This window comes from Shimia sp. (assembly GCF_039969785.1).
Taxonomy (GTDB): Bacteria; Pseudomonadota; Alphaproteobacteria; order Rhodobacterales; family Rhodobacteraceae; genus Shimia.
Genome location: NZ_JBDVNC010000018.1, coordinates 44839 through 58411, shown reverse-complemented (window position 1 = coordinate 58411; position 13573 = coordinate 44839). Strand labels below are relative to the sequence as shown.

Below are 13573 nucleotides of genomic sequence, written 5' to 3'. Positions count from 1 at the left end.
CCTAGTGGGCACAACATCAAACCGGAGCCTGACATGCCTCACCTCACCCCGCGCCCATGGGTGCCCGCCAACTGTGAAACACGTGTTCAAAGCATCGCAACACAGACCGCCACCGCCCAAAGCGCCGCCATATCGTCCCGGATCAGCGAACTCGCTGATCAAAACCGGCAGATCCACGAACGCGATTGCTTTAACCTCAACCCCGCGACCAACGTGATGAACCCAATGGCTGAAGCGCTGTTGGCATCGGGCATGGGCACCCGCCCATCGCTGGGCTATCCCGGCGACAAATACGAAATGGGTCTGGAAGCCATCGAAGAGATCGAGGTCATCGCAGCTGAACTTTGCGCCGAAGTGTTTGGCGCGAAATACGCAGAAATCCGTGTGCCCTCGGGGGCGATTGCCAACCTTTATGGCTTCATGGCCCTGACCAACCCCGGCGACACCATCATCACACCACCGGCCGAGATTGGCGGGCATGTCACCCATCACGCGGCAGGCTGCGCGGGTCTATATGGGCTAACCAGCCATGCGGCACCGGTGAATGCAGACGGCTACACTGTCGACCTTGAAGCGCTGGCAAAGCTTGTCGGACAGGTCAAACCCAAGCTGATCACGATTGGCGGATCGCTGAACCTGCTGGAACACCCGGTCCGCGAAATTCGGGCAATTGCGGATACGGTTGGGGCGCATGTGCTGTTCGACGCGGCCCATCAATGCGGCATTATCGCCGGGCGCGCATGGCAAAACCCGCTGGCCGAAGGCGCGCATGTGATGACCATGTCCACCTACAAATCGCTGGGCGGCCCGCCTTCGGGCCTGATTGTCACCAATGACGCCACCATTGCCGAGCGGCTGGATGCCATTGCGTTCCCAGGAATGACCGCCAATTTCGACGCGGCCAAATCCGCCGCGCTGGCGGTCAGCATGCTGGACTGGCGCGATCACGGACGGGACTATGCAGACGCAATGATCGATCTGGCCAGCGCACTGGCAGCCGAACTCAAGGCATTAGGCACTGCTGTTTTCGAAACCCAAGATGGCCCAACCCGATCTCATCAATTCGCCATTTTGGCAGAGCCTTTCGGTGGAGGGCAAGCGGCCTCGAAAAAGCTACGGCGGGCGGGGTTTCTGGCCTGCGGTATCGGGTTGCCAACCGCCCCTGTGGCGAATGATCTGAACGGATTGCGCATTGGCACACCGGAACTGGTGCGCTGGGGCATGACGCGCGCGCACGCACCGGAACTGGCGCGGCGGATTGCAGAGGCGCTGCGCTCGGACGCGCCTGAAACGTTAGCTGGTGAAACGGCGCGTTGGCGAAAGACCTTCGACCGGCTTCACTTTGTCCACCTGCCAGAGGCTCCCGCCCGATGATCTGACCAGCAAGCTGGTCCGCCATCCGTTGGGCCCGGCCCCACGCCCAATGGGCGCGGGGCCCCGGCGCGTCGATTTCGACGCGTGCAAGACGTGGGGGTGGGTATCCATCGCCACCACGCCAAAACCGACGCAATACCGACGTGATACCGACGCGCTGCCGATGCGCCAAATCGAGCGCCAGCTAAGGCCATGGCGCCGAGAGTTTTCAAGTCGGGTCAGCCCTCAATTCCATGGGTCCGGTCATACTGGTTCACAGCGGGCGGTTGCCATGAACCCAGCGTGCCCGCCACTGGGTCAAACACCTCGACCATCAACGGATAACACGCTGCGACATCCGAGCTGTGCTGGCTGGAACAATCCCCGCCCGGACAGGCGCTGAGCGCGCCGAGCAGGTCGATCTCAGCGAAGAATTCGATGTAATCCCCCGGACGCACCGGGCTGGCCTTCATGAAATATTGCCCTGTGTCCCGCGTGAAACCCGTGCACATAAAGACATTCAGAACGTCATGCACATGGGCCTCTGCGTCCTTCAGCGGCAATCCCGTTTCCTGCGCCAGCGCACGGGTCAGGTTTGAGTGGCAACAATGATGATAGTTGTCCGAATTCAACAAGTTACCTGTATAGGGATCACAACGCGTGCCAATCACATCATGCACGCTGCCACCGTATTCATCCATGCCGTACCACGACAGCGTATCCTGCGTGACGGTCGCCATAGGCCTCAGATACGGGAAAGAAGACCACATGCGCGCGCCCGTACTCAGATGCGTCCCGTGCAGCGCCCGGGTCTTGCCGGAATAGAACCTTTCGGACAGATCACTGGCATTCCACAGGTTCAGGTCCCCCACCTGTGGCCCATCAATCGAAGATATCCGGAAAAAGGACCCGGCTTTGACATGAAAGCACCCGGCCTCTCGCGGCGGAACCACCACTTCGCTCACCTTGACGGCCCCGTTGCGGGCACGGGCATAAAGCGCAAGATCGGGTCTCGGCAAAGTGTCGACCGGGTAACAAATCACCGGCGCTTTGGCACGCCGCTCGTCCGCATCAACTGGCTGGTTCATCCTGAATTCTCCTTTTGCATCAATGCCTCAGACAGACCTGCCGGCCGCGCGACCTGAATAAATACACCCGCCCAGAAACGTACCTTCCAACGCGTTGTAACCATGATAGCCACCACCGCCAAATCCCGCCACTTCTCCTGCGGCAAACAACCCCTGGAAAACGTCGCCATTCGCACGCAGAACCTGCGCATTTTCATCGGTGTGCAACCCACCCAACGACTTGCGGGTCAGGATGTTCAGGCGCACCCCAATCAAAGGTCCGTTTTCCGGTGCCAGAATGTGATGCGGTTTCGCGGTGCGGATCAACCGATCCCCGCGATAGGCGCGCGCGCCGCGAATGGCGGTCACTTGGGCATCCTTTGCGAACGGATTGTCGGTCTGGGCATCCCTTGCCGCGATCTGAGCACGAATTTTCTCAATGTCCAAAGGCGTTTGCGGTGTCAAAGCGCTCATGCCGGACACCAGCTCCTCTAACGTATCCGCTACGACAAAATCGACCCCCTCTCGCTTGAACGCCTCAACCGGCGCAGGTGCGCCTTTGCCCAGCAACCGGGCTTTCAACACCGACGACCATCTGCCGGATGTCAGATCCGGGTTTTGCTCGGACCCGGACAAGGCAAACTCTTTTTCGATGATTTTCTGGGTCAGAATAAACCAGCTGTGGTCGTGCCCGGTCGACAAAATCCGGCGCAGCGTGCCCAGCGTATCAAACCCCGGCAAAAACGGCGCCTCTAAACGGTCGCCCAGCGCATCAAACCACATCGATGATGGGCCGGGCAGAATACGAATACCGTGATTGGGCCAGATCGGATCCCAGTTTTCAAGGCCTTCGGTATAATGCCACATCCGATCGCCATTGATCAGACCCGCGCCCGCCTGCTGCGCCACGCTTTGCATTTGTCCATCGACATAATCGGGAACCCCGGCGACCATCCTCGATGGCGCTGGCCCGAGCCGATCCGTGGGCCAATATCGACGCACAGTGGCATGATCTCCGCCGATACCACCTGACGTGACAATGACCGCGTCGGCCCGATGCTCGAAAGCGCCAACCACTTCGCGGTTGGTGGACTTGCCCCGGTCCGCATCGTCTTGCGCCAGGATATCTCCACTAACGCCGGATACCGCACCGTTTGCGATCATCAACCCCGTGACGCGATGGCGAAACCCCAGCGTGATCCGGCCATCGCGCACATGGTCCTGCACAAGCTGCACAAACGGAGACACCACTCCGGGCCCCGTGCCCCATGTGATATGAAAGCGCGGCACCGAATTGCCATGCCCATCCGCCTGCGCACCACCGCGTTCTGCCCAACCTACCACCGGAAACCAGCGAAACCCACGTGCCGCCAACCAGCTACGCATGTCTGTTGCAGCAAACTCTACAAAAGCTTCGGCCACCTTTCGTGGGTTGGCATCTTCGGGCCGGTCAAACTGGGCCGATCCCATCCAGTCGCGCAGGGCAAGTTCAGGGCTGTCGCGAATGCCCATGCGCCTTTGCTCGGGTGTGTCGACCATAAACAAACCACCAAGGGACCAAAAAGCCTGACCACCCAGCGATTGCGGGCCTTCCTGATCCAGCAACAGAACTTTGCGGCCCCGGTCTGCAGCTTCAACAGCTGCAACCAAGCCAGCCAGCCCCGCGCCTGTCACGATCACATCTGTCATACCGTTCGTCCCCCCTCTGACGGCAAGCTAGCGGTCAGAAAGGGTGCAACCAAGCGCAACCTCACGTCATGTTATAGTTGCCTTGCAATCGGACGGGTGCTGCCTAGGCAGCTTTGACATATTCGAAATAGGTTTCGTTCTCTTGTCTGGCCTGCCCTTTGTTCACGACCTTTGAGGGTTGCGCGTAGTAGGCATAAGCTTGTTCGAGAATTTCCAGCGCACGTGCTGCGTCTTGTGAAATGTTTTCAGAGTTCGACATTAGAGAGTTCTCCAATCCAGTCAGAACTCCTCCCTGCCGTTGAGCCTAGGCGCATTTTTTGCGTACCACACCCCCCCGATTACGCAATGGTGGCATGCATTTTCGGCAACTGCCTTTGCGTTAACCATCGTGTCAAAAGCGCACACCGGGATCAGAACCGATCCATTATTGGCACCTGAAACGCTCCGAGACAGCGCATCTTAAACAAGTGCTAGAAAGGAAAAAGCCCGCACAAATGGCGGGCTTTTTGGGAACCTGTAACGTCGATCAAACGTGGCGTTCGACCAGCATCTTCTTGATCTCGGCAATCGCTTTGGCCGGATTCAAGCCTTTGGGGCAGGTCTTGGCACAGTTCATAATCGTGTGGCACCGGTACAGCTTGAACGGATCTTCCAATTCGTCCAGACGTTCGCCAGTGGCCTCGTCGCGGCTGTCGATGATCCAGCGATAGGCGTGCAGCAACGCCGCCGGGCCAAGATACCGGTCACTGTTCCACCAATAGCTCGGGCAAGACGTCGAACAGCTGGCGCACATCACGCATTCATACAGCCCATCAAGCTTTTTGCGGTCTTCAATGGATTGCTTCCATTCATGCGCCGGACGGTTTGTCTTAGTTTCCAGCCACGGCATAACCGACGCATGCTGCGCATAGAAATGGTTCAGATCGGGGATCAAATCTTTGACCACGGCCATATGCGGCAATGGATAGATTTTGACGTCACCCTTGATCTCGTCCAGCCCATAGATACAGGCCAGCGTGTTGATACCGTCGACGTTCATCGAACAGGAACCGCAGATACCTTCGCGACAAGACCGCCGGAACGTCAGCGTTGGGTCAATCTCGTTTTTGATCTTGATCAACGCGTCCAGGACCATCGGACCACATTTGTCCATGTCGAGGAAATACGTGTCCAGCGACGGGTTTTTTCCGTCATCCGGATTCCAGCGATAAATCTGGAACTTACGCACATTGGTCGCGCCTTCGGGCTTGGGCCAAGTTTTGCCCGTCGTAATGCGCGAATTCTTTGGGAGTTTAAATTCAGCCATGGGTCTGTCTCCTAAGAGCTGTTCCTGTTGGGGCTGGCATCCCGTTTCGGGACGCACGGCCCGCCAGCATTGATTTTTCTAGCAATATCCAGTTCCGCCATACAAAGGACCGCCTCTTCTGGAACAAATGTTGCTGTCTACCTCGGTGGACGCAAACCCGTACTTACCGGATTGGTCTTGGGCCAAGCAGCCACTCTGCTGGGCGTCGCCGGAGCTTGCACCTGCCCCCCAACAAACGGCCGCATCTGACCTGTACTGAACCTGGTACGTGTCTTTCAAACAATCGTTGACGTTGTGCGTCCCAAGTTCTGATCCGCCAGAATGAGCCGATACCGTGGGCACCGGTTCAAACTGAGTAATGGCATAGCTTCCCGGCGCATGCGTTTTCTTCATGCATTGTTGCACTTGCCGCACTACTTCGCTTTCAAGAGCGATCGCTCCTGAAACCTGTAAAGCAGCAAGTGCTGTAAATGCCAGAAAACGCATCTTCATCAGAACGTCCGCGCCTTGGGTGCGATTTTCTTGAGGCTGATGCCGCCTTCGTCTTCGGTAGTCAGCGGGTCGACAACTACCGGACGATAGCTCAGGTCGACTTTATTGCCTTCAACACGACTGACAGTGTGAACGCGCCAGTTTTCATCATCCCGCGTGGCATAATCCTCGTGCGCATGCGCGCCGCGGCTTTCCTTGCGAGCCTCCGCACCGTGAATTGTGGCCAATGCATTGGGCATCAGGTTGGTCAGCTCCAGCGTTTCCATCAGGTCGCTGTTCCACACCAATGATGTGTCCGTAACGCTCAGATCGTCTACCTTGGCGGCAATCTCGGTCATCTTCTCGACGCCTTGTTTCAGCGTCTTGTCTGTCCGGAACACGGCCGCATCTGCCTGCATCGTACGTTGCATTTCCAAACGCAGTTCAGCCGTTGGCGTGCCACCTTTGGCATTGCGCAAACCGTCAAACCGATCAAACGCTTTGTCGACAGAGGCTGTGTTCAACACTGGATTGCTGGCTTCGGGGTCAACAACTTTACCGGCGCGAATGGCCGAAGCACGTCCAAACACCACCAGATCGATCAGCGAGTTTGACCCAAGACGGTTGGCACCGTGAACCGACGCACATCCCGCTTCGCCAACAGCCATCAAGCCCGGCACAACGGCCTTGGGATCTTCGGCAGTTGGGTTCAGCACTTCGCCCCAATAGTTGGTCGGAATACCACCCATATTATAGTGCACTGTCGGCAGAACCGGGATCGGCTCTTTAGTCACGTCAACACCCGCAAACACGCGCGCGCTTTCGGTGATACCAGGCAAACGTTCCGCCAACGCCTCGGAGGGCAAGTGGCTGAGGTTCAGGTGGATATGGTCGCCATCAGCGCCAATCCCGCGACCTTCGCGAATTTCCATGGTCATCGAGCGTGACACGTAATCGCGCGGCGCAAGGTCTTTGTACTGGGGCGCATAGCGCTCCATGAACCGCTCACCTTCAGAGTTGGTCAGATAACCACCTTCTCCGCGTGCACCTTCGGTAATCAGCACACCTGCGCCATAGATCCCGGTTGGGTGGAACTGAACAAATTCCATATCCTGCAACGGCAAACCCGCACGGGCCACCATGCCACCACCGTCACCAGTACAGGTGTGAGCCGACGTGGCGCTGAAATACGCACGGCCGTAACCGCCCGTCGCCAACACCACCATTTTTGCGTTGAATATGTGCATGGTGCCGTCGTCCAGCTTCCAGCAGACAACGCCCTGACACTGGCCATCTTCTGACATGATCAGGTCGATGGCGAAATATTCGATATAAAACTCGGCGTTGTTTTTAACCGACTGCCCATAAAGCGTGTGCAAAATGGCGTGGCCAGTCCGGTCAGCCGCAGCACATGTCCGCTGTACAGCAGGACCTTCGCCAAATTCGGTGGTGTGGCCCCCAAACGGACGCTGATAAATCTTGCCTTCTTCGGTCCGACTGAACGGCACACCGTAGTGCTCCAGCTCATAGACCGCCTTGGGTGCTTCCCGTGCGAGGTATTCCATCGCATCGGTATCGCCCAGCCAGTCAGACCCTTTGACTGTGTCATACATATGCCACTGCCAGTTGTCGGGGCCCATATTGGACAACGAGGCTGCGATGCCGCCCTGCGCCGCCACCGTGTGCGACCGGGTCGGGAACACCTTGGTCACACAGGCAGTACGCAACCCCTGCTCCGCCATGCCCAGCGTTGCGCGCAGACCGGCGCCGCCGGCGCCTACGACAACAACGTCATAATCATGCGTTTCATATTCGTATGTAGTCATGTCTCAGGTCCTCAAAGCGCGATTTTTGCCAGCGCGAACAGGCCAACCGCCGTCATGCCATAGCTCAGGATGATCACCGACATGATCAGGATTTTCTTGGTCGACTTGTGGAAATAATCTTCGATCATCATTTGCGCCCCTTTGGCGAAATGCTGAAGACCAAAGACCAGAACCAGCGCCGTCAGAATGGCTGGAAACGGACGGCTGAATGTGGCGATCACATCTTCATAACTGCCGCCCAAGGCGTTGCCGAAAATGAAGATAAAAATCGGTGTGATCAAAGCCAGGCCAACGGCGCTGACTTGCATATGCCAATGATGTTCGGTCCCTGCGTGAGCAGCGCCACGACCTTCGGCGCGCTTGCGGTCGGTAAGATAACGCATAATTCGCTCCTCAGACTATAATCATGGTCAGCAGGGTCAGAACGACCGAACCGATGATACAGGCCCAGCCCAGCTTTTCAGCTGTTGGGATATCCAGTCCACGTCCGGCATCAAAAATCAGATGCCGCAGACCGGCCAGATAGTGATACCAAATGCCCAGCAGCGACAGGCTGAACAGCAGGTCGCCGATAAACGACGTCGCAAACCCGTTCACAGACGCGAAATATTCCGGTCCCGCTGCAGCGGCGGCAAGCCACCAAACGATCAAAAATGCCGTGACGATCATCGCATTGCCGGTGATCCGTGTCAGGATCGAAGTGACCGATGTCACTTGTGGGCGATAGATCGTCAGGTGAGGTGAAAGCGGGCGTTCAACCCTTTTCGCATCAGCCATACTGAATCCTTTCAGTTTCCCTTGCGTTCTTTACTAACGGATTTTTTGTGTGTGTCACGTTAGTCTCAGCCTAAAAGGCGCGGTTATTTGGCGCAATGGGGTAGATTTCTACAATTTTGTGATCACTAGAATTTATTCGTGATCACATATCAAATCATACTATTATTGTTGGAAATATTTCCGCCCACCACGAGGGTGCAAAACACGTCACCGGTGATTCCCATCGATGCCTGAATGTTTGCGCTATCAACGGTTTCTTCTGATTTTGTTAAGGTTTCCTGCTCGTTATGCCAGTTCGATGCTCTGAAACCTGGATAGTGACCTCGCGCACCAGCTTTTGACGAATGCGTTCCGGGTAGTCTTCAAATCCGTTCGCGGTCACGACAAAGGCGCCCGAGCCTGTGATCACATTTTCCCAGAAATAGGCCGTCAGGTCCGAATCGTCGGTCTCGATCACAATCGCGTTGACAGTGATTCCCGCCGCGCGCAGCATGTCACGCCCCTGTCTGGGGGCGGGTCCTTCGTTAGACAGCCCATCCCCAGACACATCCACGACGTAACGCTGGCAGTCCGGCGCATCACGCATCACATCATGTGCCGTCAAAAGTGCCTCGCCAATCGCGGTAGAAAATCGGTTCCAGCGACGCGGCGCCTGCTCAATCGCAACGGCCATAGTCTCCGCCTCGGCAATGCTGCGCACGCGCATCCAGGGCACCACCACTGCCTGACGCCCCTCACCCGTCCATTGCATCAACGAAACCGCAGCCTGCCCGCGTGCAAGCGCTTCGACAACCACTCCATCGCGCAATCCAGCTGCAAGACCATCCATTTGCACCCGGTATTCGCGTGCATCAACGCTGCCCGACACATCCACCGCCAGCAACAGCGCAATATCGCAGGCCCGCACCGGCGCGCCCACACTCATCAGGAAACAAATCAACAATCGAAACAGCATGGCCAACCCTAGCCATCGCACCGATGCATCGGCATCACTTTGTCGTGTAGCTCAGGTCAGTCCGGCGCCGTTTCCACCAGCCAGTCGGCAAATTCGCTGCACATCACGATCTCTGTGGTTTGCGGATCATAATAAGCGTTCGCCTCGCCGCAGCTTTCGACGCTGATCCGCAGCTTTCGCGGCAATCGAAATTCCTTATTCAGGGCCTCAACCTCAGCCGTAATAATATCCGACGTCACACGCGCGCCATCGCTGGAGACATCCATCTTGCCAAGCTTAAAGCTCTGCCCGCCGCTTTTGTGCGTGATCTCATCCAGCGCCGCCCCCCAGCTATCAGCCGCCTGATCATATTCATCAGGACAATACTCGGCGCGATCCTCCGGCAAACCCAGATCCTGCGCAACGTCGTCACGCTCGTCTGCATTGGCACCATAGAAAATGCAGACCAGATTGTAATACCGCTGCAAATCCGGGCCATGCACATCCCAGAACGCAATTTCATCGGAATATTCGGACTCGCCCAGAAAACCAAACGCGGTGTCATAGGCCAGCTGAACCGCCGAATCTTCATCATAGAACGCATCGATCAAAAAAACCGATAACACGTCTGCGGCGTCTTCTTCCTGTCCGAAGATTGGCAAGTTCAGCGTGTCGATCAGCGCATGTCCCAGTTCGTGATAAAATATCCCGATCAGGTTGCTTTCGACATAGGCGATGACATCGTCTGACGTCTTGCCAATACGCAGGTCAGCCTGTGCCGGCATCGCCACAGCACAGGCTGCTATAAAACTCAGCGGGGGTGCGGCATGTCTAATCATACTGCAATCAGAGTGGCATCAGCGCCCAATAGTCAAGATCAAGCAAGACGTCTGGCAGGTACTTTCCGTCGTCGCCACGCAGGGCAAACGGTTCGCCACCCTTGGTTGCCACCAGCCGCAACCGGATCGCACCAACGCCAGGCACATCCGTTTCGGCCTTGTCCAACACCTCAGACCAGGCCTTGACCGTCAGTCCCGAGAACGCCGGATTGGCATGGGCTCCACCATTCAGACCCACGATCATCTGCGCGTTGGCCAACCCGTTAAAACTCAGCGCGCGCGCAAGGGAAATAATGTGCCCGCCATAGATCAACCGCTGCCCATCGGGGCGGAACGTGGCATCAAAATGCACCTTGGCAGTGTTCTGCCAAAGCCGTGTCGCCATCATGTGTTCAGCTTCTTCCAACGTCACGCCGTCGACATGGTCAATGGTCTCGCCAATCTCATAATCGCCCCAGCGATGATCTTCACCCGCAGCCGCAAAATCATAGTTGGCGAAATTCAGCCCTTCAGGAATGACCAGATCCGCCGGATCGATCACTTTGGCCAGCTCAGGCACCACAGTGTCCGGCGCGGGTGCGTCGATGTCGCGTTTGCGCACCATCACCCACCGCACATACTCCATCACGACTTCACCGCGCTGGTTGGAGCCGCGTGTGCGCACATAAACCACGCCGGTTTTGCCGTTAGAGTTCTGTTTCAGACCGATTACCTCGGACGCAGACTGCAATGTGTCGCCCGCGTAAACCGGTTTCAGCCATCGCCCTTCGGCATAGCCGAGATTGGCCACCGCATTCAGCGACACATCCGGGACCGTTTTGCCAAAGACCACATGGAACGCCGCCAGATCATCCAGCGGCGATCCGGGCAGACCGCTGGCCTGCGCAAACGCATCCGAAGAATACAGCGCATGACGCGCCGGATAGAGCGCATGATAAAGCGCCCGCTCGCCTGCCCCAACGGTGCGCGGCACAGCGTGTTCGATCAACTGCCCCACAGCATAGTCTTCAAAAAACCGGCCCGGATTGGTCTTGGCCATCTAGTGTTCTCCTAGTTTCGTGTCGGGGGTATATGTGCCCTCGACCTCCTTGATCACTGCCTGTCCACACCGCATCACACCCGTGGCCTGACAAAACGTCTGGGTCGGAGAGCCATGCAGCTCCCACCCCTTGTTCAATGCATCCGTCACCTTGTGGCAGAACGCAGAAGTGTCCTCTTCGGACAGAAATCGATACAGCTTCATGATATCACCCCGGAAAAACTGGATAGCCGAGCAACATGTGCACACCTGCGAAAACGCCAAACACCACAACGGAGATCACCAATAGTTTGATGTCACCCGCCAGATTACCCGGTTCTGGTTTGGTCCAGTCCGGCTCGGCGCGATTGATCAGAATGACCTGAACGAACGCCCACACAAACATGCCGCCAAACAAGATCAGCGACGCCAGATCACCATTGACCAGCAAATGCGCAATCGCCCATGCCCGCACACCAGCCAGCATCGGGTGACGTGTCACGCCGTTAAAGCGGCTCTTGGAATTGCCCAACCCCATCAGGATCACGGCAAAAACCATAATCAGGTTGTTCAGATGAATGCCCCAGGACGGTGTCGTATAGACATGTACATATTCTGCGCTGCGATAGCCGATCACCATCAGCGCAATACTCGCAAACAGGATCAGCGCAATCACGCCTTTGCCCTTATCACCCATGCGGGCGCGCGCGTCCGGCATGACGCGCTTAAAGAAATGTGCCGCAATCCACAGCACGACCCCAATAACCAGAAGTGTCATCTCGCTCTCCTATCAGATGGCTCTGACCTCTGGTCTATCCCTCTAGCGCCGCGATTGCATCCGCCTTTGCAAGAATTTCGCGCGCCGTCACCACATGCAGGTTTTCGACAATCTTGCCGTCGACAACGGCAACGCCCTGACCGCTTGCTTCGGTTTCTTCAAACGCGGCGATCTGACGGCGGGCCAGATCAATCTCAGCCTCGGATGGTGCGAAAGCCACATTGGCTACGTCCACCTGAGCTGGATGGATCAGCGTTTTGCCATCAAAGCCCATATCGCGGCCCTGATTACATTCCACTTTCAGCCCGTCGGCATCTTTGAACGCGTTATATACGCCATCGACAATCACAATCCCCTCGGCTTTGGCAGCCAGCAGGCACAGGCCCAGCCCTGCCATCATCGGCAAACGATCCGGGCGGAACCGGGTTTGCAGCTCCTTGGCCAGATCATTGGTGCCCATCACGAACCCGGTCAGCTGAGGATGTGCGGCAATTTCCGCCGCATTCATCATGCCGCGCGGCGTTTCCATCATCGCCCAGATGGGCGTGTCGCCGACCAGTGCGGCCAGCGCGTCAACTTGGGCCGCGCTCTCAACCTTGGGCAACAGCACCGCATCGCACTCCATTTTGGCCGCCGCTTCTGCATCGGCCTGCCCCCATTGCGTGTCCAGCCCATTGATCCGCACAACGCGCATCCGGTCGCCATAGCCACCTTGTGTCAACGCCGCGTGCAACGTGGCGCGGGCGTTCTCTTTTTCATCGGGGGACACGGCGTCCTCCAGATCAAAGATGATGGCATCCACCGGCAGGCCACGCGCCTTTTCCAGCGCCCGGTCACGGGAACCGGGAATGTAAAGAACCGAACGATAAGGACGCGCGCGCTGATCCATGAGTCTCTCCGTAATAAAGTTGCGCGAAATGGGGCATTTTTTGATGAAAACTTCAAGGCCAAAAATGCCGCAGTGCAGAAGATTGTGCCCTAAACCGCCCGCGCGCGCCCCGTTAACCCATATTTGGCAGCTCTGGTCGCATGCTTTTGGACATCAACCCTCGTGGGAACCCCGGCGATCAGACAAGCGGACACCGGGCAAAAAGGGTCGATCCATAAGATGACCGGGGGTGACGCCACTTTCGGGCCAATGTGCCCGGATGCAACAGGCATGTCCGCTTTTGATGTGAAAGGACAAAGAAATGAAACGCAATCTTGTCACGATGACGATGGGTATTGGTCTTTTGGCAATGGGCGCACAGCTGGTTGAGGCGCAAGGAGCCCGCAACTGTGGCCCGCGCGATGCTGTGGTTCAGCGTCTTGGGGAAACTTATGGCGAAACCCGCCAGTCGGTGGGGCTTGGCGCACAAGGTGCCGTGGTCGAGGTGTTTGCCTCTGACACGTCGGGCAGCTGGACAATCACGGTGACATTTCCCAATGGCGCGACCTGTCTTGTCGCCAGCGGTCAGGCCTACGAAGAACTGGCCGAAGCATTGCCACCCAAAGGCGACGGCGCCTGAAGACGCC

At 57.2% G+C, this 13573-nt stretch carries 16 protein-coding genes; 2 read left to right on the top strand and 14 right to left on the bottom strand.

From position 1 onward, the window contains the following. The first annotated feature begins 33 nt into the window (after window positions 1-33). Window positions 34-1374, top strand: a complete 1341-nt coding sequence (locus tag ABJI08_RS09700) for an aminotransferase class I/II-fold pyridoxal phosphate-dependent enzyme (RefSeq protein WP_348401632.1) — start codon at window positions 34-36, stop codon at window positions 1372-1374. 218 nt (window positions 1375-1592) lie between these two features. Here the strand turns inward: ABJI08_RS09700 and ABJI08_RS09695 are convergent, their stop codons facing one another. The 14 genes from ABJI08_RS09695 to ABJI08_RS09630 all read right to left on the bottom strand — a co-directional run bounded on the left by ABJI08_RS09695 (window position 1593) and on the right by ABJI08_RS09630 (window position 12947). After that, window positions 1593-2441 (bottom strand): DUF1989 domain-containing protein, encoded by an 849-nt coding sequence (locus tag ABJI08_RS09695; RefSeq protein ID WP_348401631.1) that lies wholly within the window; start codon window positions 2439-2441, stop codon window positions 1593-1595. Between the two features lie 27 nt (window positions 2442-2468). Next, window positions 2469-4109, bottom strand: a complete 1641-nt coding sequence (locus tag ABJI08_RS09690) for an FAD-binding dehydrogenase (RefSeq protein ID WP_348401630.1) — start codon at window positions 4107-4109, stop codon at window positions 2469-2471. 103 nt (window positions 4110-4212) lie between these two features. Further along, window positions 4213-4368 carry a hypothetical protein gene (locus ABJI08_RS09685; RefSeq protein WP_348401629.1) on the bottom strand — a complete coding sequence of 52 codons (156 nt, stop codon included), beginning with the start codon at window positions 4366-4368 and terminating at the stop codon, window positions 4213-4215. A 267-nt stretch (window positions 4369-4635) separates the two neighbouring features. Further along, window positions 4636-5415 carry a succinate dehydrogenase iron-sulfur subunit gene (locus ABJI08_RS09680; protein WP_348401628.1) on the bottom strand — a complete coding sequence of 260 codons (780 nt, stop codon included), beginning with the start codon at window positions 5413-5415 and terminating at the stop codon, window positions 4636-4638. 78 nt (window positions 5416-5493) lie between these two features. Continuing rightward, window positions 5494-5907 (bottom strand): hypothetical protein, encoded by a 414-nt coding sequence (locus tag ABJI08_RS09675; protein WP_348401627.1) that lies wholly within the window; start codon window positions 5905-5907, stop codon window positions 5494-5496. Next, entirely contained in the window at window positions 5907-7712 is a 1806-nt protein-coding gene (gene sdhA, locus ABJI08_RS09670; RefSeq protein WP_348401626.1) for a succinate dehydrogenase flavoprotein subunit, read from the bottom strand. The genes ABJI08_RS09675 and sdhA overlap by 1 nt, the downstream gene beginning before the upstream one ends. Window positions 7713-7723: 11 nt before the next feature. Then, entirely contained in the window at window positions 7724-8095 is a 372-nt protein-coding gene (gene sdhD, locus ABJI08_RS09665) for a succinate dehydrogenase, hydrophobic membrane anchor protein (RefSeq protein ID WP_348401625.1), read from the bottom strand. Between the two features lie 10 nt (window positions 8096-8105). Continuing rightward, the gene (gene sdhC / locus ABJI08_RS09660; RefSeq protein WP_348401624.1) at window positions 8106-8489 is read right to left on the bottom strand and encodes a succinate dehydrogenase, cytochrome b556 subunit; all 384 of its coding nucleotides are present in this window, start codon (window positions 8487-8489) and stop codon (window positions 8106-8108) included. A 268-nt stretch (window positions 8490-8757) separates the two neighbouring features. Then, complete coding sequence (locus ABJI08_RS09655) at window positions 8758-9444, bottom strand: DUF1194 domain-containing protein (protein WP_348401623.1); 687 nt, start codon at window positions 9442-9444, stop codon at window positions 8758-8760. Between the two features lie 56 nt (window positions 9445-9500). Then, the gene (locus tag ABJI08_RS09650) at window positions 9501-10262 is read right to left on the bottom strand and encodes a DUF4344 domain-containing metallopeptidase (RefSeq protein WP_348401622.1); all 762 of its coding nucleotides are present in this window, start codon (window positions 10260-10262) and stop codon (window positions 9501-9503) included. A 7-nt stretch (window positions 10263-10269) separates the two neighbouring features. Continuing rightward, window positions 10270-11301, bottom strand: coding sequence for a MaoC family dehydratase (locus ABJI08_RS09645; RefSeq protein ID WP_348401621.1), 1032 nt, complete (start codon window positions 11299-11301; stop codon window positions 10270-10272). After that, a complete protein-coding gene (locus tag ABJI08_RS09640; protein WP_348401620.1) occupies window positions 11302-11505 on the bottom strand; it encodes a DUF1737 domain-containing protein in 204 nt (67 codons plus the stop codon). Window positions 11506-11509: 4 nt separating this feature from the next. Next, entirely contained in the window at window positions 11510-12058 is a 549-nt protein-coding gene (locus ABJI08_RS09635; RefSeq protein WP_348401619.1) for an NnrU family protein, read from the bottom strand. Window positions 12059-12092: 34 nt separating this feature from the next. After that, a complete protein-coding gene (locus tag ABJI08_RS09630; protein ID WP_348401618.1) occupies window positions 12093-12947 on the bottom strand; it encodes a CoA ester lyase in 855 nt (284 codons plus the stop codon). 301 nt (window positions 12948-13248) lie between these two features. Here ABJI08_RS09630 and ABJI08_RS09625 point away from each other — a divergent pair, with 301 nt between their 5' ends. Further along, a complete protein-coding gene (locus ABJI08_RS09625) occupies window positions 13249-13566 on the top strand; it encodes a hypothetical protein (protein WP_348401617.1) in 318 nt (105 codons plus the stop codon). Window positions 13567-13573: the final 7 nt, after the last annotated feature.